The 26,290-nt window shown below is 45.0% G+C and carries 19 protein-coding genes; 2 read left to right on the top strand and 17 right to left on the bottom strand.

All coding sequences use genetic code 11. The features are described from left to right. Positions 1-131 precede the first annotated feature (131 nt). The 6 genes from NSS67_RS06565 to xylA form a co-directional block, all read right to left on the bottom strand. Complete coding sequence (locus NSS67_RS06565) at positions 132-1,037, bottom strand: carbohydrate ABC transporter permease (protein ID WP_339318821.1); 906 nt, start codon at positions 1,035-1,037, stop codon at positions 132-134. A 66-nt stretch (positions 1,038-1,103) separates the two neighbouring features. Further along, the gene (locus tag NSS67_RS06560) at positions 1,104-2,039 is read right to left on the bottom strand and encodes an ABC transporter permease subunit (RefSeq protein WP_339320516.1); all 936 of its coding nucleotides are present in this window, start codon (positions 2,037-2,039) and stop codon (positions 1,104-1,106) included. 1,338 nt (positions 2,040-3,377) lie between these two features. Further along, positions 3,378-4,922: a response regulator transcription factor gene (locus NSS67_RS06555; protein ID WP_339318820.1), complete on the bottom strand. Its 1,545-nt coding sequence runs from the start codon at positions 4,920-4,922 to the stop codon at positions 3,378-3,380. Continuing rightward, entirely contained in the window at positions 4,919-6,706 is a 1,788-nt protein-coding gene (locus NSS67_RS06550) for a sensor histidine kinase (protein ID WP_339318819.1), read from the bottom strand. The genes NSS67_RS06555 and NSS67_RS06550 overlap by 4 nt, the downstream gene beginning before the upstream one ends. A 198-nt stretch (positions 6,707-6,904) precedes the next feature. After that, on the bottom strand, positions 6,905-8,401 hold the full coding sequence (gene xylB / locus NSS67_RS06545) for a xylulokinase (protein WP_339318818.1): 1,497 nt from the start codon (positions 8,399-8,401) through the stop codon (positions 6,905-6,907). Positions 8,402-8,649: 248 nt separating this feature from the next. Beyond that, positions 8,650-9,966 carry a xylose isomerase gene (xylA, locus tag NSS67_RS06540; protein WP_339318817.1) on the bottom strand — a complete coding sequence of 439 codons (1,317 nt, stop codon included), beginning with the start codon at positions 9,964-9,966 and terminating at the stop codon, positions 8,650-8,652. Positions 9,967-10,342: 376 nt separating this feature from the next. On the opposite strand from xylA, the gene NSS67_RS06535 reads away from it, so the two are divergent. Both NSS67_RS06535 and NSS67_RS06530 read left to right on the top strand, forming a co-directional pair. Continuing rightward, positions 10,343-11,503, top strand: coding sequence for an ROK family transcriptional regulator (locus NSS67_RS06535; RefSeq protein ID WP_339318816.1), 1,161 nt, complete (start codon positions 10,343-10,345; stop codon positions 11,501-11,503). Positions 11,504-11,772: 269 nt separating this feature from the next. Further along, positions 11,773-11,973, top strand: a complete 201-nt coding sequence (locus NSS67_RS06530; RefSeq protein WP_339318815.1) for a hypothetical protein — start codon at positions 11,773-11,775, stop codon at positions 11,971-11,973. A gap of 242 nt (positions 11,974-12,215) precedes the next feature. On the opposite strand, the gene NSS67_RS06525 is transcribed toward NSS67_RS06530, so the two are convergent. The 11 genes from NSS67_RS06525 to NSS67_RS06475 form a co-directional block, all read right to left on the bottom strand. Continuing rightward, positions 12,216-12,449: a glutaredoxin family protein gene (locus NSS67_RS06525; protein ID WP_234538840.1), complete on the bottom strand. Its 234-nt coding sequence runs from the start codon at positions 12,447-12,449 to the stop codon at positions 12,216-12,218. A 69-nt stretch (positions 12,450-12,518) separates the two neighbouring features. Continuing rightward, positions 12,519-13,460 (bottom strand): thioredoxin-disulfide reductase, encoded by a 942-nt coding sequence (trxB, locus tag NSS67_RS06520; protein WP_042131072.1) that lies wholly within the window; start codon positions 13,458-13,460, stop codon positions 12,519-12,521. Positions 13,461-13,616: 156 nt separating this feature from the next. Next, positions 13,617-15,581, bottom strand: coding sequence for a heavy metal translocating P-type ATPase (locus tag NSS67_RS06515; RefSeq protein WP_339318814.1), 1,965 nt, complete (start codon positions 15,579-15,581; stop codon positions 13,617-13,619). Positions 15,582-16,057: 476 nt separating this feature from the next. Beyond that, positions 16,058-17,197 (bottom strand): 3-dehydroquinate synthase, encoded by a 1,140-nt coding sequence (gene aroB, locus NSS67_RS06510; RefSeq protein WP_339318813.1) that lies wholly within the window; start codon positions 17,195-17,197, stop codon positions 16,058-16,060. A gap of 1,035 nt (positions 17,198-18,232) precedes the next feature. After that, entirely contained in the window at positions 18,233-19,309 is a 1,077-nt protein-coding gene (locus NSS67_RS06505; RefSeq protein ID WP_339318812.1) for a hypothetical protein, read from the bottom strand. A gap of 210 nt (positions 19,310-19,519) precedes the next feature. Beyond that, a complete protein-coding gene (locus tag NSS67_RS06500) occupies positions 19,520-20,812 on the bottom strand; it encodes a homocysteine synthase (protein ID WP_339318811.1) in 1,293 nt (430 codons plus the stop codon). 307 nt (positions 20,813-21,119) lie between these two features. Then, positions 21,120-21,797, bottom strand: a complete 678-nt coding sequence (deoC, locus tag NSS67_RS06495; protein ID WP_339318810.1) for a deoxyribose-phosphate aldolase — start codon at positions 21,795-21,797, stop codon at positions 21,120-21,122. Positions 21,798-22,147: 350 nt separating this feature from the next. Next, the gene (locus NSS67_RS06490; RefSeq protein ID WP_339318809.1) at positions 22,148-22,981 is read right to left on the bottom strand and encodes a prohibitin family protein; all 834 of its coding nucleotides are present in this window, start codon (positions 22,979-22,981) and stop codon (positions 22,148-22,150) included. A gap of 109 nt (positions 22,982-23,090) precedes the next feature. Further along, positions 23,091-24,089, bottom strand: a complete 999-nt coding sequence (locus NSS67_RS06485; RefSeq protein WP_339318808.1) for an LLM class flavin-dependent oxidoreductase — start codon at positions 24,087-24,089, stop codon at positions 23,091-23,093. Positions 24,090-24,110: 21 nt separating this feature from the next. Next, positions 24,111-24,593 (bottom strand): Rrf2 family transcriptional regulator, encoded by a 483-nt coding sequence (locus NSS67_RS06480; RefSeq protein ID WP_060625752.1) that lies wholly within the window; start codon positions 24,591-24,593, stop codon positions 24,111-24,113. Between the two features lie 320 nt (positions 24,594-24,913). After that, the gene (locus NSS67_RS06475; RefSeq protein WP_339320515.1) at positions 24,914-26,290 is read right to left on the bottom strand and encodes a SulP family inorganic anion transporter; all 1,377 of its coding nucleotides are present in this window, start codon (positions 26,288-26,290) and stop codon (positions 24,914-24,916) included.

Below are 26,290 nucleotides of genomic sequence, written 5' to 3'. Positions count from 1 at the left end.
AAATTGTTTATCTATCGTATCACAGGTAAACCTGTTAATACTCGTCCCTGCCATCCATCAAGAAAAGAAAACGGATACAAAACATACTTTTGTTATAGGGGAGACTAATCTCCCCTATAATTGAGCTGTAATTAGCTCTTTACAGCGCCAAGTGTCATACCTTGAACAAAATACTTTTGAATGAACGGGTATACCAACAAGATCGGCACGGTTACGACAATCGTAATTGCCATTTTGATCGACTCTGGCGAAACCTGATTAGAGGCTAGCGAAGCAATGTTGGAGCGGTAATCGCCTCCGTTACCACTAGTTGTGCTCTGCAGAACCTTCATCAGTTCGTATTGCAGTGTCGTCAGATGAGGGCTCGAACCATTATACAGATACGTATCAAACCATGCATTCCATTGACCTACTGCCAGGAACAGCGCGATTGTTGCAAGCGCCGGTTTCATCAGGGGCAGAATGATACGCCAGTAGATAGTAAAGTCATTAGCTCCATCCAACTTCGCCGATTCTTGCAATGCATACGGCAGGCCGTCGATGAAAGAGCGGATAACGAAAACGTTAAAGGCACTAACCAGTCCCGGTAATACATAGACTGCAAAGCTGTTCATCATGTGCAGATCCTTGATCAGCATGTATATTGGAATCATTCCTCCAGAGATATACATGGTCATCGCCAGAAATGTGCCGACGAACTTGCGGCCTGCAAAGTCAGGACGACTGATCGTAAATGCTAGCATCGAGGCACTGACAAGTCCGAATAAAGTACCAATAACTGTCCGCAAAGCGGATATTTTGAACCCGGTGATCAGACCCGAGAAGCTGAAGATTTTTAAGTAATTATCCCAGGTAAATTCCCGAGGATAGATGGTGATACCGCCGCGCACACTATCCACTGAATCATTCAGCGAGATTGCAAGCACGTTTAGAAACGGGTAGATTGTGATCACAACCACGAACAGTACCACAAAATACACAATGAAATCGAAAATCCGGTCTGACCACGACTTTCTGGTGATGAATGAAGTTCCCACAGGTAACGCTCTCCTTTCATGAAAAGGGCAATTTGCTGCCACGATTGGGTAGAAGGGCCTTATATGTTACAGAAGGCTCTCTTTGGTGGTACGCTTGAAAATTCCATTAATCGTAAACAGCAGGATTACACTGATCACTGAGTTGAATATGTTGATCGCGGTACCGTAGGAATATCTCGCCATGCCTAGTCCGTATTTCAGTGAATACAGATCGAGCACCTGAGAATAGTCGGTAACGAGGTTGTTTCCGAGTAGGAATTGCTTCTCAAAGCCGATATTGAGCAAATTACCAACCGACATAATGAGTAGCACTGTAATTGTCGGGCGGATACCAGGAAGTGTAATATGCCATACCTGGCGGAGCCTGCTGGCACCGTCCACTCGAGCCGCTTCGTACAGTTCAGGTCCAATACCTGAGATGGCTGCAAGGTAGATGATGGCGTTCCATCCGGTTTCTTTCCACACGTCTGATAAAGTAACGATTCCCCAGAAGAGATGGCCCTGAGCCATGAACTGGATAGGTGAGTCTATAAATCCAACTGTTAACAAGAGATCGTTTACAAGACCATTTTCACTAGATAACATTTTAGTTACAATCCCCGCTGCAACCACCCATGATACAAAGTGGGGCAAGTATGAGACAGTTTGAGCAAATCGTTTAAAAAAGCCGAGGCGCACTTCATTGAGCAATATTGCAAACGTTATCGGAAAGATAAAGCCTGCGACCAAGCCCATTCCGCTCATCGCTAGCGTATTACGTAACGCCAGAAGGAATTGTGAATCGCTAAACAATGTCTTAAAGTGTTCGAAGCCTACCCATTCTTGTTCAAAAAAGCCGCGTGCGGGCTTGTACTTTTGAAACGCCATCGTCCAGCCCCATAATGGGAGATAACTGAAGACGAATGCCCAGATGACAAATGGTATCGACATCAACCACAAATACTTTTGATTCTTAAAGCTTTTCCAAAACCGTCCTCCTGAAGCAGGCTTTTTGTTGCGCATTCGGGTGTCCGGCGGGATTTGAGCAGTTACTGTGTCCGCTTTCATAAAGCCCCTCCTCTCTATGTCCTTATTCTAAAACTTTGTAAGCGATTGCAGTACCCTATAAATTCGACTTAAAATCAGGTGAAAATTAGAGATTTTTATCCGGGGTGAATTCTCATTTCGCTCATAAACACAGGGGGGGCTAATGCTGCTGGCGTCTGCATTATTCTTTTGATGAGGTTCATGAAACCATCTGCTGGATGCTAGTCACTACACGGAATGTTTGGACTTCTGATCGCTGCTTCTTTGGATTTTCTAACTAAGCTTCTGGTAACCAGCCACTACGCGGAATGTTTGGACTTCCGATCGCTGCTTCTTCGAATTTCCTAACTAAGCTTCTGGTAACCAGCCACTACGCGGAATATTTGGACTTCCGATCGCTGTTATCCTCAGATTTCCTGATTTAAACCGCTTCTCGCGGTAGAAATCCGAGGATAAAGGCGCACGCTCCGCTTCTACAGTTCCAAATATTCCTCTCCGTTTTTCTACCAGTCGCCCATTTGAAATTAGAAGCTATCAGCGCTTCTACAGTTCCAAAAATTTCTCACCGTTCTTCTACCAGTCGTCCATTTGAAATTAGAAGCTATCAGCACTTCTACATTTCCAAATATTCCTCTCCGTTCTTCTACCAGTCGCCCATTTGAAATTAGAAGCTATCGGCGCTTCTACAGTTCCAAATATTCCTCTCCACTCCTTTTCCAGCAGTTTTCAATGAACCAGAAAATCAAAAGATAAATGCAATAGCTATCCACCTGCATAAGCTTAACCAGGTGTCTATTTAACTACATTAATACTTCACCACGTACAATTGGTGGGGGTAGGGAAAACAAAAAGACTTTCATGAGCCCTCGGCTCACATCCCACTACGAAAATGTTACTCCCTCTTTTTCATCCGACACCTTCCGCTGGACTAAAGAAAACCTGCATGAGTACAGTTTTTGAGCAGATATTCTCTTCATTAAATCCTAAAACTGCAAATGTACAGGTATATCCTCACTTATAGCTCGGAGACTTCATCTGAAGTAAGAATACCTGCAGATTTGCAGGTATTCTTACTTTAGCCCTCCGCGTATCATTAAAAAATGTACTTTTGCAGGTTTATTCGTCGGTTATCATCACTGGTCAGTCAACCATCAGCATCTTTGAGCTACACCGTGCTGCTTATACCCTTGATCGTTCCTGACTTTTACGTAAAAAAAAGACCCGCGGGCTGAGGTTCAGAAAATCACCTGAACTCAGCCGCGGGTAAAACCATCAAGAATCAGTGAAAGTACTACATTAAAGATCTAGACATCCTTAAATGCTTTTACGATAAGAAGTTGGAGAGATTCCTACATATTTACGGAATTTAGCGTTGAAATAATCGGGGTTCATGTACCCTACCTTCTCAGCCACCTCGTATACTTTCATCCCTTGCGTCAGAAACTCCTTAGCCTTCTCAATCCGCACTTTGTCCACGTACGTATTGAAGTATTCCCCTGTGGTGTTTTTGAACATCTTGCCGAGATAAGCGCTGTTGTAACAGAATAACTCGGATAAGGTCTCTAGCTTTAGATTCTCATTGTAGCGGCGGTTGATGATCTCCGTGATCTTCTTAATTTCATTTCCACGCCCACTGGTCATCTGACCCGCAATTTCTTCGAGAAATGAGACGGCCTGATCCTGCAGATCTGACAAATAATAACTTTGATATAACTCTCCTATTGGAGGGGAGTGCTCTGCTGCATAGGTGCGAATTTCTGGATACGTAGGCTCCAGACGGGCCAGAACAGTACTCAAGAGTCTCACAAAGGTCTCTTTAATACGTAATTCATCGCTGCCCGCAGCTACAAGCTCAGCACAGATGGTCTGCACGATCGGTCGGATCGCGCTAAGACTTCCGGTTTCTACAGCAAGTAGCAGACGACTCTCCGTCTCTTGCGCCTCTTCAGTCTCCTCCTTCATTTCAATCAGAAATCCTGAAGGATCTGTACTGATGATGATGTTCTTCTTGAAAAAGAAGGAGCGTCTCAGCAGCTCACGTGCTGCATTCAACGAATCTGCTGCCAATTCGGGCCGGGGTACAACTCCTCCAGATACTGCAATGAAGTCGGAACCCTTCTGATCTATCGTTGCAGATAATTCCTTGTACAATTCTTCTCGCTTGCTCGCGCTCTGGTCCGGGTCCTTCAGGAGAATACCCAAATACTGCGACAGCGTAAAGAATGAAGCATTAGGGTTACTACTAAAATGCTGTTCCATTACTGTTCTGATTCCCCGGAAATCCTCATCATTTGCGTCTGCTGTTTTTCTTAACTCAATGAGAATAACTTCATAATTCCCCTGCTCCAGTCCTAGCGCATCCACATGTCTGCTAAGATCTTCTTCCCCCAGTTCTTCCTCTAAACTTGGCTGCAGCAGTGCTCGAAGCAAAGTTTCCCTATTGCGAGCGGGCTCCTCCTCATTCCAGTCACTGAACCGCTGCTCCTGCTCGATCGTTTCATGCAGCTGTTCCAGACATACGATCATCTCATCTTCATCGACCGGCTTCAGCAAATAGCCGTCAATTCGAAAACCAATCGCCCGCTTAGCATATTCAAAATCCGCATGTCCACTCAAGATTAGCACATGACTTTCTGAGCCTTCTTTGCGAAGCTCACTAATCATCTCAAGGCCGTCCATTCCAGGCATACGAATATCAGCAACTATAAGCTCTGGGTAGAAGGTATGATACTTTTCAAGTGCTTGTAAGCCGTTAGCTGCTGTTGCTACCACCGTATAACCGAGCTTCTCCCACGGGATCAAACTACGCAGCCCTTCCCGTAGCTTCGGCTCATCATCGACAATCATCACTTTTATCATAGATTGTTGTCCTCCATTGGTATGCAGAAGAAAATAACCGTTCCTACATTAGGTCTACTCTCAATAGTTAGCCCATATTCTTCCCCGTAAGATAGTTTTAGCCGGTCATGGACATTCCGAAGTCCAATCCGCTCACCTTCACGCTCTTCTTGGCGATTAAGCGTATTCCGTAGTTCCTCTAGCTTATTTGAAGATATCCCTACTCCATTATCTGTAATCGTAAATTTAGCATGATCCCCAGCTTGTACAACTTCCACCGTCACAAATGCGCCTTCCATCTTATTATCCAGTCCGTGGATTACTGCGTTCTCGACAAGCGGCTGAATAAGGAGTGGCGGCATATAGATAGATTCAACGGCAGGGTCTACAGTAAATTGATATTTCAACCTCTCCTCATAACGGAATTGCTGAATATCCAAGTAACAACGTACCACTTCTAATTCCTGACTAAGCAAAATTTTATTGCGACCAACCTCCAGATTACTGCGCATCATTTTGCCTAGAAGACGCACCACACGAGCAATCTCCGCTTGTCCCTTCATGTGAGCTTCCATTCGAATAGCTTCTAGTGCATTGAACAAGAAATGAGGGTTGATCTGGCTGGCCAGCATTTTAAATCGTATATCATTTTGTTTCTGTTCCAGCAGACTGTTCTGAGCATTGGATTCCTGTACCTCATACATCAAGTCATTAATGCTGCGTACCATGGAATTGAATTGACGAGCTAACAGACCAATTTCATCCTTGCCATCAATCTTCAATGTAGTGTCAAAATCTCCTGTACTAACACGATTAATATGCCTGCTCAAATACAGTAATCGTCGTGAGAACAATGAGGAGAAACTGTATATAATTAAAAAGGCCAATAGAACACTTATCGCAATCACGGTAATCGACAGCTTAATCACTCGATTAGGTTCTTTAACTATACTTTCAATAGAAAAAACAGAGATAATTCTTAGTGCATTGCGGCTGGATTGTGGTTTGAGCTCCTCAATCACAATTTTGGAAGCCTCACCATCTACTTCTGCCTCGTAACTTCCACTCCCCTGCCCCAAGAGCTTCGTATCAAAGGAGACATCTGCCAGCTTTTTACCTGTTCGATCTTTTCGGTTCGCTGCAATAATATTGTCCTGATCATCGACGATCATGGTATCGAAAGACTCCTGGCTTAGAATGGATGTAAGCTGCTGACTGTTCACATTGATAACGAGTACACCGATTTTGCTGGAGCCCTCCAGCTCGATTTTGCGGACAAGACTTAAATATTTACGTTGATCACGCTCATCTTCGATATATTCCCAACCAACGAAGCTATCGTACCGCTGTGCTCTTTGATACCACTCGCTCTCCTTAATCTCAGGCGAAGGATTGATCAGCTCCCAGTTGTTAAGCAGCGTAGAATTGTCAGTGTACAAGCGAATGTTCGAGATGTCTTTATATAACCTTAGGTATTCACGCATATCCGAGTAATCACGGTACGCCTCCACCACATCATAAGTGCTAACATACTGGCGTATGGCAAGTCTTTTCAACCGTGCGTCATTGCTCAAGCGATATGCGATATCTTGAGATACACCAATGACCTCCTCCGTTCTTTTCTTTACCCGATCTACGTTAATTGAAGCTTGTTCCAGTGCGCTATTGAACGCCATGGTCCTCATCTCAATCGTAAGATAACCACCTACCAGTAATACCGGAAGTAACGTGGTGAGTAAAAAAGCAAGCAATAGCTTATTGCGGATTTTGATGTCATTCAACAGCTTAACAATCCATTGGAACATGGCCTTCCGCCCCCCAAAACCTTCACTATCTCATGCAGAGTGTAACCCTGCCCTGGAGATACCCCATACTCTACAGAAGAAAAATAGGAACGGCAACAACTTCGAACACAGCCTATCCTCACATAATAGACGAAATGGTCCTAAAAAGGTCCTCCGCCATATGCGAAAGACCTTTTTTCATCTGACATATCAATACTTTTATTGGCGGTATGCAGCCAGCTTGTTATTCAGTTCACGGGTCTGACCGTAGACTTCCTGATAGAGGTTGAATAAGCCGTCATAGATTGCCACTTGCTTCGGATCTGGTTTATACACATCCGCAGGACGGATGAAAGCTTCTGCACATGCACTAAGGGATGTGAACCATCCGCTACCGTAAGCTGCCAACATCGCCGCTCCCATGGCTGGACCTTGCTCACTTTCAAGCTTCACAATGGATGCATTGAAAATATCTGCTTGCATCTGGAGCCATGCCTCATTTTTAGCCCCGCCACCGATTGCAATAATTTCTGTAATCTCTTTACCTGAATCACGTACAATCTCAATAGATTCACGTAGCGAAAAGGTAATGCCTTCTAACACGGAGCGTGTAAAATGAGTCAACGTATGCCCTGAATCCATGCCAATAAAGCTTCCGCGGATATTTGCATCTGGATGTGGTGTACGTTCCCCTACGATATAAGGTGTAAAGAGAAGTCCGCCGCTACCCGCTGGAATGGAGGACACCCCACTTAGTAGTTCATCGAAGCTTTTGTCTGCTGCAAAGGTTTCTTTGAACCATGTAAGGCTATGTCCAGCAGCTAGAGTAACGCCCATGATATAGTAGGCATCTTTTTCACCATGATTGAAGAAATGGACTTTACCTTCGAGATTTAAATCTTTGTTGCTCTCATAGGAAAGAACTACGCCAGATGTACCAATACTGCACATGGTCCGGCCTTCACCTAGGACGCCTGCTCCGAGTGCACCACATGCGTTATCCGCACCACCAGCAAATACCTTTGTTGAAGATAAAAGACCTGACGCTTCAGCAATGTCCGGCAATAACGTTCCCGTCTGTTCAAAGGACTCTACCAGTCTAGGGCAAAGGGAAAGTGGCAGTTCAAAAGCTTCAGCAATTTCAGCACTCCACGTTTTAGAACCTACATCTAATAGAAGCGTTCCTGCAGCATCGGAATAATCCATCGCATAATCACCGGTCAACCGGAGACGCACATAGTCTTTTGGCAACAGGAACTGATACGCTTGTGCTAATACCTCAGGTTCATTCTCTTGTACCCATAAAATTTTAGGAAGTGTGAAGCCTTCCAGCGCACGGTTTCTAGCAACCTCAATAAGCTTTGCTCCGAGCGTACTCTCTATTCTTCTGCACTGTGCAGTAGTACGAGTATCATTCCAAAGAATGGCCGGACGAAGCACTTGCCCATCCTTATCCACTAGCACCAATCCGTGCATTTGTCCGGAGAAGCTAAGACCATCTACGTCGGATGGGTATATGCCCGACACTTCAATCAGGCGGCGTAGACTGACCAGTGTGCCTTTCACCCAATCTTCTGGATTTTGTTCGCTCCAGTTTGGCTGCGGTCTGCTTAGCGGATAGGATTCGGAATGCTCAAAAGCCACCTTACCCTGTGGGTCTACCAGAACAGTCTTCACTGCACTAGTGCCCAAATCGACACCTATAACGTATTTCATAGTTATCAAAGCCCTCCTATTAAACTGCATCTAATTATTACCCTATAACTCGCATAAAAAAGGGGCTGCCGAAGAATGCTCTCTTCAGCAACCCCCGTTGCATTTGTTCAAATATAAGAAAGTATAAGTTTCACACTATACTTTATCCTTATATTTCCCGCTTAAACGCTTACCGTCCTTAAAGGACGCCAATGGCGTTTATGCTTGATACTGCACTCAAAGCGTACGCCTTAAGCTCCCTGTAAATACTACTCAGCCAAAATGTATTGGTTAAGTGTAGCTCTCAAGTATTCTTGACGTCCGGATTGGTTAGGACGTGGGTTCTCATTGTTCAAAGCATATTCAGCCAAGGAAGCCAATGTTGCTTTACCGGATACGATGTCCGCACCAACGCCTTCATTGAAGCTGCTATAGCGTTTATCAATGAAATCTTCGAATACGCGATCTTCGATCAATTTAGCAGCCACTTTCAAGCCTTTTGCATAAGTATCCATACCAGCGATGTGTGCTAGGAACAGATCCTCAGGCTCGAAGGAAGGACGACGTACTTTAGCATCGAAGTTAATTCCGCCTTTGCCAAGACCGTCATTCTTCAATACTTCATAAAGGGTAAGTGTTGCGTCGTAAATGTTCACTGGGAATTCATCTGTATCCCAACCAAGCAATGTATCTCCTTGGTTAGCATCAAGTGATCCAAGCATACCGTTAATACGAGCTACACGAAGTTCATGTTCAAAAGTATGACCTGCAAGCGTAGCATGGTTAGCTTCAAGGTTCAGCTTGAAGTGCTTGTCAAGGTTGTATTTTTGCAAGAATGCAATTGTTGTTGCTGCATCGAAATCATATTGATGTTTTGTAGGCTCTTTTGGCTTAGGCTCGATCAGGAATTGACCATCAAAGCCGATTTCCTTAGCGTAATCTATAGCCATGTTGAACAGACGTGCGATGTTATCTTGCTCAAGACCCATATCTGTATTCAACAACTCTTCGTAGCCTTCACGACCACCCCAGAATACATAGTTGCTAGCGCCTAGACGTTTACCTACTTCCAGACCTTTCTTCACTTGTGCTGCTGCATGTGCGAAGACATCAGCATTTGGAGTGGAGCCTGCACCGTGCATATAACGTGGGTTAGTGAACATGTTGGCTGTATTCCACAGCAATTTCTTGCCGGAAGTCTTCATGCCTTGTTCAAGGATATCAACGATAGTGTCGATGTTGCTGTAGAATTCACGCAAGGACGCGCCTTCAGGTGCGATATCTACATCATGGAAGCAGAAGTAAGGCAGGTCCATCTTGTCCATGAATTCAAAAGAAGCTTCTGCACGAGCCTTAGCTTTGTCCAGACCGTTCAATTTGTTCCAGCTACGAACTGCAGTTTCAGCGCCAAACGGATCAGAACCGCCAGCAGTTAATGTATGCCAATAAGCCATTGCAAATTTCAGATGTTCTTCCATAGTTTTGCCGGCTACGACTTCTTTAGGATTGTAGAATTTAAATGCAAAAGGGTTGGTGGAACGGCTTCCCTCGTAAGAGATTTTGTTCACTGTCTCAAAATAAGCCATTGTGTAATCCTCCTCATATTGTGCTTCGCTCGCAAGCGTTTACAGGATCATCTTAACACATCTTTTGGACTTTGTATATTGGTTAAACAAAGTTTCGATAAGTTTTTTGTGTCCATTTTTTGGAGCTCGGTTTAGCTTCCTCTCTCCCCTTCCCAAATATAGGAGAGTCATGATGGAAAATTTCCTCTAGCCACTATGTATTGCAATTTCCAGCACATCACTCTAGACTAAATGGCATACAACAAATGGGAACTATGCCAAGCTAAAACGCCTTTAGCGTCCTTTTAAGGACGGTAAGCGTTTATGCGAGAATTATAAGGAGAAAGTATACCGTGAAGCTTATACTTTCTTATAATTTAAGAAGGATGTGTGATTTGTGAAGGTTACTGGAGACCAGGCGCTGGTCAAAAAAATAAATAAATCGATCGTACTACATACCATTCGAAGACACTCTCCGCTCTCACGCGCCAAGGTTTCAGAGATGACCGGACTGAATAAAGCTACTGTGTCCAATCTAGTAGCCGAGCTATGCACTCAAGAATTGGTAACTGAAGCTGGACCTGGGGAATCAAGCGGTGGCCGTAAACCGTTAATGCTGCATTTTAACACGATGGCCGGCAGTGTAATTGGTATAGAATTGCGGGTAAAGCAGCTAACAGCGGTCTTATGTGACCTCAGTGGGGGCATTCTTTACGAAAGCGATTTCTCTTTAGAAAATCACGATTTCCCTTACGTTCTGGAACAAATGAAAAAGCTTATCTCGGACTTGATTGTCAGAGCGCCTGAATCCCCTTACGGAATCGTCGGCATCGGAGTAGGTGTTCCCGGCATGGTGGATGAGAATGGTGTTGTGCTATTTGCTCCGAACCTTGGTTGGGAAATGGTCGACCTGCGAGCGATATTAGAGGCTAATTTTTCTGTACCTGTCACCATCGATAACGAAGCTAACGCGGGTGCACAAGGTGAACTTAACTTTGGCGCAGCACGTGAGGTAAGGCATCTACTTTACATCAGTGCGGGGTCAGGGATCGGATCAGGAATTATTATTGGTGGAGAGCTATACAAGGGTGCAAGAGGATATGCCGGTGAAACCGGACATATGACGATTGAAGCACAAGGCAAGCCTTGCAGTTGCGGCAGTCGTGGCTGCTGGGAGTTATACGCCTCAGAGAAAACCTATGATAATCCTGATCTTTCCCTCCCTGCCCATACTACGCCAGAGCTGGTTCGCTATGCTGCCGGTGGACAAGTAGACGCCCTGCATCACTTCTCAACGATGGGCGAATATCTCGGCATCGGGGTGACAAATCTAATCAATAGCTTCAATCCAGAGCTTATTGTTATCGGTGGGGCATTGTCTGAGGCTGAAGAATGGCTAGGTGATCCGCTGCGCCGGGTTGTAGCTGAGCGTACACTTCCTTACCATAAGCAGCAACTCGAAATCACATTCTCCAAGCTCGGCAGTCGTGGAACGATGATCGGCGCAGGTTTCTCTGCCGTTATGCATTTCCTAGGCGACATTCGAGTGACCCTATAAACCATAGCTTGATGGACGAATGATGTTCACTCTCTAAGCATCTTTATAGGCAAAAATTCATAAGGACGGTAAGCGTTTGTGTGAGAAATATAAGAATAATTTATTGCGTGGAACATATACATTCTTATATTTTGAAATAATTGACGTAAAATTGACGCATTTGAGTGAATCAAAAGTGCAGTAAAAAGAACAGAAATCCTATATAATAAAGGTCAAGCTAGTGTGACATTTATCACTACAACCCCTTTTTTGAAATGGAGAGCGAGTCCATGACCTATGTTGATACGTCTGATATCTCGGCACAGATGTTCATCACTGTGTTGCTTTTTCTGCTCATTATTGCCCCTTTGATCAGCCTCGGTGTGCTCCGTTTTTTTCAAGCTAAAAAGAAATCAGGCTTTATTCTTATTGGCAGCGGCGTTGCTGTGTACGTACTATTTCAGATCATTACATCTTTTACTCAAACCTAAACCTACTTCTAGATCTACTTTCATAAAAATAGTCTGCGCACAAAAGCGTCAGACTATTTTTTGTATGCTTAGGGATTGCAAGCATAAACGCCTTCGGCGTCCTTATAAGGACGGTAAGCGTTTAAGCGAGAAATATAAGACATATAGTATTGTGTGAAACTTATACTTTCTTATATTGCAAAATAGACCGCCTCCTTCTCGGAAGCGGCCCATTACAATTTCCTTGCGGAAATCTTATTTAATTAAACAGTCGTGAGTGCTTTGTCGAACTGCGTTTTGTTCATGCCAACAATTTTGTGCTCACCGATTACAGTTACAGGAATAGCTCTCACTCCCATGTCCCATACTTGCTGCGCAAAATCATCATTCTGCTCGACGTTGCGTTCCTCATAGGATACGCCTTTTTCGCTCAGAAAGCTTTTTACCTGACGGCAATGCGGGCAATTTGTTGAGGTATATACAATTACATTCTCCATGGTATGACCTCCTATAAAAGATATACAGTTCTGATATCTATTGTAGCATTGGGGGCTTTTCAAACCAATTTATAGAATGACTGCACTATGCTCCAAGCTTTCGATATATTTCTCAGCATCCATAGCTGCCATACATCCACTACCTGCTGCCGTAATCGCTTGTCTGTAACGAGTATCCTGCACATCACCACATGCGAATACGCCTGGGATATTGGTTTCGGAAGTGCCTGGATTCGTCATGATATAGCCATCCGCATTGGTTGTGATCTGTCCGCCTAAGAAAGAGGTATTAGGGTGGTGGCCAATCGCAACAAACACGCCGCTTGCTTCGATGATTTCTTCTTCACCAGTCTCATTGTTAAGCACTTTTAGTCCATTGACGCCTCTGTCGCTAGAGGTCACTTCCAGTGGAGTGCGGTTCAGGTTCCAGTCTACTTTAACATTAGCGCGAACGCGATCCTGCATGATCTTCGAAGCACGCAGTTCTCCACGACGGTGCACCAAAGTTACTTTGGAAGCAAAACGAGTCAAGAAACCAGCTTCCTCAAGTGCGGAATCTCCACCGCCAACAACCACGATCTCTTTATTGCGGAAGAAAAATCCGTCACAGGTAGCGCAGGTGCTCACACCGCGTCCTACGTTATCTTGCTCCCCTGGGATACCAAGGTATTTTGCTGTAGCGCCTGTGGAAATGATCAATGTATCTGTAGTAAGAACGCCCATTCCTTCAACATTCAGCTTAAAAGGACGCTCACCAAGTTCAACGCTATTCACCCAGCCCGTACGGAATTCCGCACCAAAGCGTTCAGCTTGTTTACGCATATTATCCATCAAGTCTGGACCCATGATTCCTTCAGGAAATCCAGGGAAATTCTCCACTTCTGTAGTTGTGGTTAATTGTCCACCGGGTTGGGGTCCTTCGATTACTAGTGGGTTCAAATTGGCACGAGCCAAATAGATAGCAGCGGTTAATCCTGCAGGTCCAGTACCAACAATTATTGATTTATACATATCTATGTCCTCCTTGAGCTAAACGGCAATGACGTCGCTTCTTATTTAAAATAATTATAATGTAGTGTTAATTATGATAACTGAAAGCAAATATGTCAATATGCCAGACTCCCAAGTTCCGAAACTATTTTGTGAACAATTTAATTTTGAAAAACATTACCGCAATAATCTTAGCCCATTTAGGATTACCAATATCGTACTACCCTCATGACCAATTACGCCAAAAGGAAGCGCGATTCCCTGCACAAAGTTGCTGATCATAAGCACTGCGATTACGCTCACAGCAAAAATCATGTTTTGCTTCACAATACGCTGCGAACGACGTGCCAATGATATCGTTGAAGCGATCTCTTCAATATTGTCATTCATAAGCACAACATCGGCTATTTCGAGTGCTGCGCCGCTCCCCTTCATGCCCATGCCCATACCTACGGTTGCTGTCGCCAAGGCAGGTGCATCATTCACACCATCACCCACCATTACAACGTGACCATACTTTTCACGTAGAGCCTTGATATGCTTCACTTTATCTTCAGGTAAAAGATCGGCAAATACCATATCTACTCCGGTTGTACCTGCAATAACCTGAGCTGTAGCGTCACGGTCACCGGTAAGCATTGCCACTTTAATCCCAAGCTCCTGCAGCTTCCGCACGGCGGCTTCTGCTTGTGGACGAACCGTATCCTGCAAAGCAATCATTCCAGCAATTTGCTCACCGTCCAGAATGATGGAAACGGTCTTCCCTTCTTCAGCCAGTTGCTGACGTTTAAGTTTCCAATATTCCATTTCAGGATTAATAGCAGACGCAGTCAGCTCATCGAGCAAATTAGACTTTCCGATTCTCCAGAGATGTCCATCGATTTGACCTTCAATCCCCCAGCCTGTAATGGTTTTACTGTCTTCCACTCCCCGTAGCTCCAGACCTTCCTCCTCAGCCTTACGTACAATTGCTTCCGCCAGTGGATGACGAGACATATGCTCAATGGATGCAACAACAGCTAGCAATTCTTGGCGACTGTATCCTTCACCTGCAATAAAATCAGTTACCTGTGGAGTTCCCTCTGTAAGCGTCCCTGTTTTATCGAAGGCAACAACTGTTGTGCGTGCCATATTTTCTAGATGTACTCCACCTTTAAATAAAACTCCTTTTCGCGCGCTTTTGGAGATTGCAGACAGCATCGCTGGCATAATAGACGAGACCAAAGCGCAAGGTGAAGCTACCACTAGAAAGACCATCGCTTTATAGAAGGTTGCGCTCCAGCTCCAATCCAGCAGAAACGGTGGAAGGATAACTAGTGCTACTGTCGAGGCAACAACTACCCGTGCATAGATAGCTTCAAGTCTTTTAATAAAACGCTGCGAGTTAGGAACCTCTGTTTCTGCTTCCTCTACCATTTTGATAATTTTGGCAAAAAGAGTGTTCTCAGCAGCTTTCGTTACTTCAATGTAAAGGGGTCCTTCTCCATTCACGGTGCCTGCAAAAACTTCGCTGCCAGCACATTTCTCTACAGGAACCGATTCTCCCGTAATGGAGGCTTGATCTACTGCCGATTCCCCCCGATAAACCTTACCGTCTGCAGGAATCAAATCTCCTGGGCGTACAAGCAATAAATCTCCAATCACCAGCTGGTCGATATTGACCTCATTCATGCTTCCTTTTTCAATCCGCATAGCCGTAGCTGGTTTGAGCGCCATCAGCGAGGAAATATCCTTTTTACTACGCTCCATCGTATAACTCTCTAATGCTCCACTGAGTGCAAAAATGAAAATAAGCATTGCGCCTTCATTCCAGTACCCAATGGAAGCTGCGCCGAGTGCGGCTGCAATCATCAGTAGGTTCACATCGAGATCTCGTTCTTTGACGAGTGTTTCTACGCCTTCCTTGGCCTTGTTCCAGCCACCAATCGCATAAGAAATAACATAGAGTGTTATGGAAAGAATTTCGGACCAACCACCAACGGCCCAGGCAAAAAGCATAAGTACTCCGCTGCCAAGTGCAGCCTGCATCTCGGAGTTGCTCAGCATAGCACGTGGATCGAACCGACGCTTTGGAGCGCCTGGCTTCTTCATGCTGCCGGAGATAGATGACTGCTGGGGTAAATGTTTTGATGTTGCTTGCATAATAATCGCCGTCCTTTAAAGTTTTTGTGTAGGTTTACTTCGTTGACTTCTCCTCGTAACAAAGCTTGCTTCGGAAGCTTACGCTTTGTTTTGTGGAGCATTTCTTCATTGACTTCTCTTCGTAACAAAGCTTGCCTTGGGAGCATTCGCTTTGTTTTGTGGAGCATTTCTTCATTGACTTCTCTTCGCAACAAAACTCGCTTCGAAAGCATACGCTTTGTTTTGTGGAGTTTTGCTTCTGCCAAGTGAGAATGAGAGCCATTATTAAGACCCCTAAAATGACACATGCTGCCCCGGCTTAGCCGGGACAGCATGATTGATAACTATAGGTAGTGAGAATGATAATCATTGTTGCAATAGTACAACTATATTTCCTTAGTGCAACTTATATTTTAATCATACCACCATGAAAGAAAAAGTAAACCCTATCTACTGGGTAATCCGTCATAAATTTCAGAATATGTGTAGCTGCCCGATTATTGGCGGATTTTAGCTAAAAGATCTGTTAGGAGTTGTTCTTCGACAGGAGTTGAATAAGATCCATCCTCAAAACGTTTCATCGAGCCGATCCCATCTTGGAATACAAACCGTATGCGCCCTTTGCGTACTTTTTTATCTGTGTACATTTTGTCGATTAGCATCCTGTCTGTAATGCTTGCTGGTATTTCGGTTGGTAGGCCCGCCTTCTGTAGCAAAGTAATCACACGCTGAGTTTGGTCAGGAGTTACATATCCCAAGCGCTCTGCTAACTGCACCTGAATCGTAAGTCCAATCGCTATGGCCTCACCATGTAATAATTCATAACCACTTAAAGCCTCCAGTGCTCGCCCCGCAGTATGCCCAAGATTAAGAATTTGACGCAGGTTACTCTCCAGCTCGTCCTTCTCTACTACACCATATTTGATCTCACAATTGTAAAGTGCAATCCGTTCGCAAACTTCTCGATCTAATACAAGCTCACCTTCCGTCGTGACTACTTTATTCATATTCCGCTCTAGAAACTCAAAGAATTCCGTATCTGCGATGCAAGCGTGTTTAATTGTTTCAGCCAAGCCGCTGCGGAGCTCACGAACCGGAAGTGTTCTCCAAGTCGCTAAGTCAATGTACACCTTTTTGGGCTGATGAAATACACCGATTAGATTGGTAGCAACCGGTGTGTTTACGCCTGTTTTTCCGCCAATAGATGCATCTGCTGCCGCTAATAAGGTAGTTGCATAGTTCAAACTCGGCACTCCCCGGCCAAATGTCCCTGCCAGAAAACCTGCCAAATCTGTTACCGCCCCGCCTCCAATTGCAATAATACAGCAATCTCGTCCATAAGAGCGGCTTAGTAATTCATCCTCAATTTGTGCTTTCATTTCTCGAGTTTTGGACTTTTCTCCGGCAGGGAAAGAAAAAAGCTCGGCTTGAAAATCATTCTGAATCAGCTGTTCCAACAAGGCTTGTCCATAAAGAGCTTCAACTTTGGAATCCGTAATAATCGCGAATTTACTCACATTCTCTACGATTCCTCGTTTTAAATCTTCTATTAATGAGTTAAATAAATTTTCTCCGATCTCAATATCGTAGGAATGGTCAACGACCTTCTTCAGGGCAACTCTAAAATTTCCGGACATGTGCAACGCCTCTTTTCAGTAGGATGCTAATAGATTCGAGCCGCCAATTCAATTATCCTTTTTATGTAAAATCGATGAGGGTGCAAAAACCGAATGGTGGCTCACCAGACTACATAGTCCTGACGATTGCCACGATCATATATGAAGTACAGGTCACAGGACGACAAGACTTAATAAGTACTTAAAATCGTTGAGTAGGTAATATCTACGTGGCTGAAGGCGCTATCGGATACTATAAGTGCAGAGTTTGAGGTCTGAGATCGAGTGCACGGTATGAGTGCTGAGTTTGAGGTCTGAGAATGAGTGCACGGTATGAATGCAGAGTTTGAGGTCTGAGAATGAGTGCACGGTATGAAAGCAGAGTTTGAGGTCTGAGATCGAGTGCACGGTATGAGTGCTGAATTTGAGGTCTGAGAATGAGTGCACGGTATGAAAGCAGAGTTTGAGGTCTGAGATCGAGTGCACGGTATGAATGCTGAATTTGAGGTCTGAGAATGAGTGCACGGTATGAGTACATAGTTTGAGTGCTGAGTTTGAGGTCTGAGATCGAGTGCACCGTATGAAAGTAGAGTTTGAGTACCGTTGATACACTTTGAAGCAGGTGGCTGGCATACACAGCCGCTATCGGACTCAGTTGACCTTAATCGCAGTTTTATCACACATTTGGACTCCTAACGGACCCCATTGCAGCTAATGGTCTAAAAAACACCAAATATAGCCCTCTTCCTATTGAATAACGTCTCTGGGGTCCGAAACTATGCTCAAAAAGCAAAAAATATGCAAATAACGTCATCTGAGTCCGAAGGCTCGGCTGATGATGATGATTATACTTTTGAAGCATGTAGTTAAAACGCTCAAAACGAAGAACAAGATCTCCCAATAATCAAGTGCAGTGATCATTCAATAACAAAGAGCAGTGACCCTCAAATAATGAGAGAATCGCTGCTCTGATATCATTTTACGACTCTTAAAGTAATTAGAGTCGGCTCATCCTTAGTACGAAGTGGCTTATATGACAGCCACTTCGTTGTGGTGTTACTGCCTTCCACCGGCGGCAGTATCCAGTGTTTCCTGCTGCCTGGCGATCCAGATCAGACAGGCTGCTCTAAGCAGCGCTTCGGTCCGCTGACCGACGCTGCAAAAGATCCCGCTCAGGCCGATCCGATACAGATCGGCCAAAGCTCCCGCCGCCGGAGTACCTGCGGCGAGAACTACCGCCGCCGGCTTCACGCTCCGCACGGCGGCGAGGATCTCCCCCGCCGCTAGGGCGAAGCCCTCTGCGGCGGCCCCTTCCGGCGCGAGCTCGCTCGCCGCGCCGTCAAGCACTAGGAAATCGGCGATGCGCGCGATTTCCGCGGCGGCGGAGGGCTCCACATCGGGCGCGATCAGCGCCCCGATGCGGCACGCCGCCGCATAAGCGTGGCCGAGTGTCTGATCGGCCACGACCTCGATGAATTCGCGCTTTGCCGCGAATTCGGCTCTGCTTGCGGTGTAGGCGGCCAGCAGGTCCAGGCGGCAATCGCCGCCTTGCCGCTGGCTCTCCGCCACCGCAGTGAACAGCGCTTCGAGCTGCGCGTCCTGAAGCGCGGCGAGCTTTGCGGGCTGCGCCGCAAGCTCCTCTGGATGCAGCAGAGTGACCGCTGCCCATTCACCATCCGGTGATTCCAGTAGCGCTGCGGTTGCTGCTTGCAATCGATAATAGATCCGCTGCAGAATGCGATTTGCCTGCAGCTCATCTTCACTAGATAACCAGCTCTCATAAAGACAGAACAGTTCAGGTTCGAACAGCCATTCCTCACTTCGTATCAGACAAGGACCGGCTTGAACGGATCTTGTTCCTTCCCGTGCAGTAGGGCGTTCTTCTCGTTCTTCTCGTCCTTCACGCAGCACTAAGAATGCCGATTGTTCCCCAGGTCGCTTAAAATAAGAACGGTTCAAGGGTTCTACGACATCCTGCTGCTCGACTCCGACGATAAATTCTGCGGCAGCGGAGGCTACGGATCCGGCTTGGCTCATTTCCATCCCGACAGCCCGATCACCGGCCTTATACATGAACTTGAACGGGCGCTCTTCACTACTCCGAAAACCATCCTGCTGACGTTCACCCTTCATCTTCGCACCCACCCTTTATCTTTGGATTGCTGCCGGTACGCCAAGTTAATAAACATAGTGCCACCGACATTTTATTACCTCACTTATAAATACGGGAACCTCCCATGAAATATGCAAGCGTTGCCAACTAGATGAGTAATTTAGCCTTATTGAAGCACAAAAAAAGGCATCGCCACATAGCAGCAGATGCCTTTTTCGCACTTCATTGTCCTATTGTTGACTGGCAGCGATAGCCTGCTCCAGATCATAAATAATATCATCAATAGATTCCGTACCGATCGATAAACGAAGCAATTCCGGAGTTACTCCGGCTGTGGTTTGCTCTTCATCCGACAGCTGCGCATGTGTTGTGCTTGCTGGGTGGATGATCAATGACTTAGAATCACCGACATTCGCCAAATGCGAGAACAGCTTCACATTTTCAATCAGCTTGCGACCCGCAGCACTTCCACCTTTAATACCGAAGGTAAGAATCGCTCCTTGACCTTTAGGCAAATACTTTTGCGCGAGTTCATAAGAAGGATGCGTAGGAAGTCCGGAATAACTTACCCATTCCACATCTGCGTGTGCCTCCAAATATTGCGCAACCTTCAGCGCATTCTGGCTATGACGTTCCATACGCAAATGGAGTGTTTCGAGCCCTTGTAAAAGCATCCAAGAGTTAAATGGTGAAATAGCTGCACCTAGATCACGAAGCAATTGAACACGTGCTTTAATAATATAAGCGATCGGTCCCACTGCCTCGGTGTAAACAACGCCATGATAACTTGGGTCAGGCTCCGTAAGTCCTGGGAACTTACCGCTTGCCTTCCAATCAAACTTACCACCGTCCACAATAATTCCGCCAATAGATGTACCATGACCACCGATGAATTTGGTTGCCGAATGGACAACGATGTCAGCTCCATGCTCAATTGGACGCAGTAAATATGGACTTGGGAACGTATTATCCACAATAAGAGGAATTCCGTGCTCATGCGCGATCGCTGCAACGGCTTCAATATCTAGTACATTCCCCTGTGGGTTACCAATGGTTTCTGCATACAAGGCTTTGGTTTTATCGGTAATCGCAGCACGGAAGTTCTCTGGATTATCTGAATCCACAAAATGAACCTTAATGCCAAGCTTAGGTAGCGTTGTAGAAAAAAGATTATAAGTACCGCCGTAAAGACTAGCTGCAGATACAATTTCATCCCCAGCGCCCGCAATATTTAGAATGGAAAAAGAAATAGCCGCTGCCCCGGAAGCTGTAGCAAGTGCACCTGCTCCACCTTCTAGTGCCGCCAGACGCTGTTCAAATACATCTGTAGTCGGATTCATCAGCCGAGTATAAATATTACCGAATTCCTTGAGTGCAAATAGATCCGCTGCATGATCAGCATCACGGAAACCATAAGACGTCGTCTGATAAAGCGGTACAGCACGTGCGAAAGTAGTTGGATCAATTTCCTGGCCTGCATGAACAGTCAAAGTTTCAAATGACAGCTTACGGTCTTCTGACATTGGTATTTCCTCCCTTTATAAATACGAATAGAAATCTTTAACAAATAAGAATTGTACTCATTCTCTCATAAACGACATCATTTGAAAAGAAAAAAATCTTATTATTCCGGTGTGAATTATTATATTTTAATTTCACGAAATAAACCATGTCCCAAGAAATCAGATAACGCTTTCAATAAAAGCTTTTTAGCAAAACTAATTCTATGTATCTAGTAGTAGAACTTCTACACAATTAATGAAAAATCAAAATAGCGGCGGATAAAGCTTGTCCACCTCATCTCACCGCTACTGATTTACTTATCGTCTATTAGTAATTACTTTGACTTGTTTCTCCCTTAGCAATCGCTACACCGCCACTAGTACCAATACGGCTTGCACCTGCTTGTACCATTACATGAGCGTCTTCCGCACTACGCACACCACCGGAAGCCTTCACACCCACATTAGGTCCAACTGTTGCACGCATTAGCGCGATATCTTCCTTCGTTGCTCCACCTGTAGAGAATCCTGTGGATGTTTTTACGTAGTCTGCTCCAGCTTCAACAGAAAGCTTGCAGGCACGTACTTTTTCTTCATCCGTTAATAAGCACGCCTCGATAATGACCTTAGTCAGTGCTTTACCACGAGCTGCGTCTACAACTGCTGCAATATCACGTTTCACCAGATCATCATTGCCATCTTTCAGCGCTCCAATGTTGATGACCATGTCCACTTCACCTGCGCCATTAGCGATAGCATTGGTAGTCTCGAATGCTTTGGTTTCTGTTGTCGAGGATCCAAGCGGGAAGCCGATAACTGTACATACCTTAACCTCAGGCGTATCTTTCAATACTTCATGTGCAGTAGCTACCCAAGCAGGGTTTACGCAGACCGAAGCAAACTTATAGGCTTTTGCTTCCTCTGCCAATTTAACGATATCTTCTTTCCGTGCATCTGCTTTTAGCAGTGTATGATCAATGATCCCTGATAGTGTAATTTCGCTCATTTTTGTCATTCCTCCATGATTTGGATAGTAATTTTTTTTCATCTCTGTAATCATACCAATAGAACTCTGCTTTGCAAAGTCGACAAGGCAATCAAGCCCACCTCAGGCCTCGGTTAAATCGCAATGAACAGACTTGGCTAGGTTATTATTCCCTAAATTTTATAACTATCCGCCGAGCTGCTTAATGCAAGCAAAAACGCCTTCGGCGTCCCTATAAGGACGGTAAGCGTTTGTGCGAGAAATATAAGAACGATTTATAGAGTAGAACATATAAATTCTTATATTTTAAAAAAGAGCCCTCCTTGTATTAAAAGAGGACTCTTCTCTATGTTATTGAATCCAATCATATATTATTTAGTCAGGGATTGAATATCCACAAATGGAGTGGCTCCTCCTGTTACTGACGGCAGCACACCGTTCCATTTTTCTAACGCCTTCTCTTGGACCTCTATTTGCTTCAGCTGCACCAACTCAGGTGTAACCTCCTGCTTTTTAAGTCTTAAAGATTCAGCTTCGGCTTGAGCCTGCGCGACCTTTTGCTTAGCTTCGATTTCAATCCGCCGGAGATCGTTCTCCGCTTTTAGCGCCTGTTGCTGAGCAACCTGCTTCGCTTCAATCGACTGATTAAACGCCTCCGAGAATTTAAAGTTAACGATGTTAATATCGTTGACGATAAGGTCATATTTTGCCAGCCTAGTAGTTAAATGTTCACTAATTTCACCCGAGACTACATCACGACGCGTAATCAAATCTTCTGCTGGATATTTAGCTGTCACTTCTTTGACGATTTCCTGTATAGCTGGATTAATAATTATATTGTTGAAATTACCGCCGATGTTGTTCATTAGATTATAGGCAGAAGCTTTATTCACCGAATAGTTAACTGCCACATGTGTAGATACGGGCTGAAGGTCCTTTGAAGATGCCGACGTATCTGTCTCCGCCTTGGTTACCTGCGTATTGACCTGAATAACCGTCTGGATAAATGGAATTTTAAGATGCATACCTGGTGACAATGTATTGTCATTTAATTTCCCAAAAGTTTTGTACAACCCTACGTGCCCATATTCTACAGATACAAATGAGTTCGCGCCGATCAACAGTACAATTAGCACTGCTGCAACACCACTAATTATTTTTCCGGGACGCAACTGCTTCAATTTCGGATTCATCTGCATATTCATCAAAATACCCCTCCTAGATTATGGATAATCATTTAAGCTTACCCGTCTATACGGAGGTTTGGGGTAAATGGTCGCAGGAAATATCAAATGTGGGTTTAAAAGGAAAGCTTCAAGAACCTAGAAGTTCACGCGCCAGTAGTCGGTAAACTTCTAACCGTTTCTCCTGCGAATGCGGAATGCTACATACCATTGCTTCCTGGAATCCATATTGTGCTTGTTCTTCTTGCAAGCGTGCAGCGATATCTTTAACCGCTCCAACCAAATGAATCTTCCGACCTTCCTTGATTGCCATCCGATCAATTTCCGATAACGATATGTTCTGAGCTTCTTCTGGTGTCAGCACCTGCGTAATTCTACCTTTACTCATCATCAAACGGAAAATATCCTGCGGCAATGCCTCATATTCGGCTTCTTCCTTCGTTTCTGCTGTAGTCACCATATAGGATACACTGATCTCAGGTTTGTCCATGAAGATAGAAGGCTGGTAGTTATTCCGATAATGGTCCAAGATCTCATTACTCATCGCACCATTAAAAAATTGCGCAAAGGAGTATCCGACTCCCATCTGTGCAGCTTTTCGTGCACTGTTGCCACTAGAGCCTAGCAGCCATACTTCAGGGAGTGCTACCTGCGTTGGAGCGGCGAGGTTACTGGCATAAAGCTCATGTTCCGGAATCTGATCACTAAGCAGCTGCATAGTAATGCCAAGCTTATCATACATGTTATGCAGCATTAACTCGCGGCCTTCAGACAGAGCGTACATGGCACTTGTATCGCCACCAGGAGCTCGTCCCACACCGAAATCAATTCTCCCCGGGGAAAAAGCACTTAACGTTTTAAATACTTCCGCCAGCTTAAGTGGAGAATAATGCATCATCATAACACCGCCGGTGCCGATTCGAATACGATTGGTCTTGGCGGCTAAACGAGCTGCCGTTACTTCCGGAGCTGAACTAGCAAATGTATTTCCGCCATGGTGCTCAGCCATCCACATTCTGCTATATCCCAACTCATCTGCTAAAATAGCCAGTTCTTCTGCTTTATGCAGAGCACCTTCCGCTGTGTTACCACTTGTCACGGGTGCCTGATCCAATACACTTAATCTCATGCGAATACATCCCTTCTTTGGCTAGATGACCATTTTATTGCTGACCCATTCCTCTAAAGCTGCAATCTTATCTTTAAAGCGTTCACCGCGCATTTCCTCCGACAACGAAGCAATAGTCTCCCGCTTTAATACAGCTTTCCAAGAGGATTCAGCTTCTTCCATCAGATTGGTTAACAGGCAGCAGCTGTCTTCTTTTTCCAAATCCAACATGTCTACCAGAATACCATTTGATGAATACAGCGACTGCTGTCCTTCCACCGCAAGGTAAACGTCATATACACGAATATCTTCAGGTCTCTTCTTTAATTTAAAGCCACCTTTAATGCCGGGAACAGACGTGATAATGTCTGCAGTTACCAGCTTTCTTAACAATTTCTGAAAATACGTCGCCGATGCTCCGAGCTGCTGGCTAATCGCTTCTCCAGACAGCACCGCCTTGTCCGGCAGCATGTTGAGCAGAACCAGTGCATACACTGACTGTTCTACCCCTGTTTTCATATGCATGTACAGCACCTCGATTTACGTAAATAGCTTGATTCAAACTGTAGATTAGCTCATCCATGTATAAAGCAGATAAACAATATCCACTTTATACTTTATATCAGTTTACACCGAAAGTAAAACCTTGCTCGTCTTCATTTATAGTTAATATCTGCTACAAGCAAAAACGCCTTCAGCGTCCCTATTAGGACGGTAAGCGTTTATGCGAGAAATATAAGGATAATTTATAGCGTAGAACATATAAACGCTTATATTTAAAAAAAAGATCACGCATATAGCGCAATCTTTTTTTCAGGGTATCCGTTATTTTTTTGTATGTCCTACTATAATGACAACCCCACCCGCTGAACCAGCCGCGAGCTGTCTTCATTAAGTCCGGTGATCGTAACCTTTTTGCCTAGTTCAGCGTATTTGCTCATCGTCTTGGCTATGGCATGCACCGCGGATTGATCCCACACATGAGAGTGAGAGAAATCGATAATAATATGATCGGGATCGCTATCGTAGGTGAATTCATGAATGAAGTGACTTGTTGTGCCGAAGAACAGCTGACCGGACACCGAATATGTTTTGGAAGAGGCAGCTTCCTGAACAGTTAGGCGGATCGAGGCTATTTTCCAAGCAAAGGTCAAGGCACTAAGCAGAACACCACATAAAACACCGATAGAGAGATTGTCCGTAGCAACCACAGTGACCACCGTTACAATCATAACGAGCGCGTCGCTTAGTGGAACACGGGTCAGAGATTTGAGCGAGCCCCATTCAAAGGTACTGATACAGACCATAATCATCACACCGACAAGTGCGCCCATCGGAATCTGCTTAACCACATCGCCAAGCACGAGGATCAGGAACAATAAAAAGATCCCTGACACAAACGTGGACAAACGGGTACGTCCCCCTGACTTCATATTTACCATCGACTGGCCGATCATTGCACAGCCTGCCATCCCCCCGAAAAATCCGGTGATAACATTCGCTAAGCCCTGCCCCTTCGCCTCTCTGTTCTTATCACTACCAGTGCCAGTAATATCGTCGATCAAGGTGGCTGTCATCAGAGATTCTAATAATCCAACTACGGCCAGCGAGAGCGAATATGGCAAAATAATAAGCAGAGTATCCAGCGTGAGCGGGATCTGTGGCAGATGGAATAGTGGCAAAGTTGCTGTAATATTCCCCATATCGCCTACGGTTCTTACGTCCAGATGAAGAGCGATGCTAAGAACAGAAACGATAACAATCGCTACGAGCGCTGAAGGTACGGCTTTGGTAAACCGTGGAACCGTATAAATAATAAGCAGTGTCAGAGCTACCAGACCATACATTACCCAGCCTTGTCCATTAAAATGGGTAAGCTGCGCCATAAAAATAAGAATCGCCAACGCGTTAACAAAACCCGTCATTACCGGCTGCGGTAAAAATGTTATAAATCGGCCCAGCTTCAACATGCCCATCAATATCTGAAACACACCAGCTAATACAGTTGCCGCAAACAGATACTCTATTCCGTGTTCCAACACGAGGCTTCCGACTAACAGGGCCATGGCCCCCGTAGCCGCCGAAATCATTCCGGGTCTACCTCCAGCAAGTGCTGTTACAATAGCGATGCAAAAAGAGGCATATAAACCTACCATCGGACTTACTCCCGCCAGAATCGAAAAAGCGATCGCTTCAGGTATCAGCGCAACGGCTACGGTCAT

It is taken from the genome of Paenibacillus sp. FSL R10-2734, from assembly GCF_037963865.1.
Classification (GTDB): domain Bacteria; phylum Bacillota; class Bacilli; order Paenibacillales; family Paenibacillaceae; genus Paenibacillus_AQ.
This window is presented reverse-complemented; position numbering and strand designations above follow the sequence as displayed.

What these genes read in the sequence shown, in the direction of transcription:
- NSS67_RS06505 (WP_339318812.1), bottom strand. Translation starts at nt 19,309, where the DNA reads ATGAAGGGTGAACGTCAGCAGGATGGTTTTCGGAGTAGTGAAGAGCGC.
- NSS67_RS06550 (WP_339318819.1), bottom strand. Translation starts at nt 6,706, where the DNA reads ATGTTCCAATGGATTGTTAAGCTGTTGAATGACATCAAAATCCGCAAT.
- NSS67_RS06555 (WP_339318820.1), bottom strand. Translation starts at nt 4,922, where the DNA reads ATGATAAAAGTGATGATTGTCGATGATGAGCCGAAGCTACGGGAAGGG.
- NSS67_RS06475 (WP_339320515.1), bottom strand. Translation starts at nt 26,290, where the DNA reads ATGACCGTAGCCGTTGCGCTGATACCTGAAGCGATCGCTTTTTCGATT.
- trxB (WP_042131072.1), bottom strand. Translation starts at nt 13,460, where the DNA reads ATGTATAAATCAATAATTGTTGGTACTGGACCTGCAGGATTAACCGCT.
- NSS67_RS06515 (WP_339318814.1), bottom strand. Translation starts at nt 15,581, where the DNA reads ATGCAAGCAACATCAAAACATTTACCCCAGCAGTCATCTATCTCCGGC.
- NSS67_RS06480 (WP_060625752.1), bottom strand. Translation starts at nt 24,593, where the DNA reads ATGCATATGAAAACAGGGGTAGAACAGTCAGTGTATGCACTGGTTCTG.
- NSS67_RS06560 (WP_339320516.1), bottom strand. Translation starts at nt 2,039, where the DNA reads ATGCGCAACAAAAAGCCTGCTTCAGGAGGACGGTTTTGGAAAAGCTTT.
- NSS67_RS06530 (WP_339318815.1), top strand. Translation starts at nt 11,773, where the DNA reads ATGACCTATGTTGATACGTCTGATATCTCGGCACAGATGTTCATCACT.
- xylB (WP_339318818.1), bottom strand. Translation starts at nt 8,401, where the DNA reads ATGAAATACGTTATAGGTGTCGATTTGGGCACTAGTGCAGTGAAGACT.
- NSS67_RS06525 (WP_234538840.1), bottom strand. Translation starts at nt 12,449, where the DNA reads ATGGAGAATGTAATTGTATATACCTCAACAAATTGCCCGCATTGCCGT.
- deoC (WP_339318810.1), bottom strand. Translation starts at nt 21,797, where the DNA reads ATGAGCGAAATTACACTATCAGGGATCATTGATCATACACTGCTAAAA.
- NSS67_RS06485 (WP_339318808.1), bottom strand. Translation starts at nt 24,089, where the DNA reads ATGAGATTAAGTGTATTGGATCAGGCACCCGTGACAAGTGGTAACACA.
- NSS67_RS06490 (WP_339318809.1), bottom strand. Translation starts at nt 22,981, where the DNA reads ATGAATATGCAGATGAATCCGAAATTGAAGCAGTTGCGTCCCGGAAAA.
- NSS67_RS06500 (WP_339318811.1), bottom strand. Translation starts at nt 20,812, where the DNA reads ATGTCAGAAGACCGTAAGCTGTCATTTGAAACTTTGACTGTTCATGCA.
- xylA (WP_339318817.1), bottom strand. Translation starts at nt 9,966, where the DNA reads ATGGCTTATTTTGAGACAGTGAACAAAATCTCTTACGAGGGAAGCCGT.
- aroB (WP_339318813.1), bottom strand. Translation starts at nt 17,197, where the DNA reads ATGTCCGGAAATTTTAGAGTTGCCCTGAAGAAGGTCGTTGACCATTCC.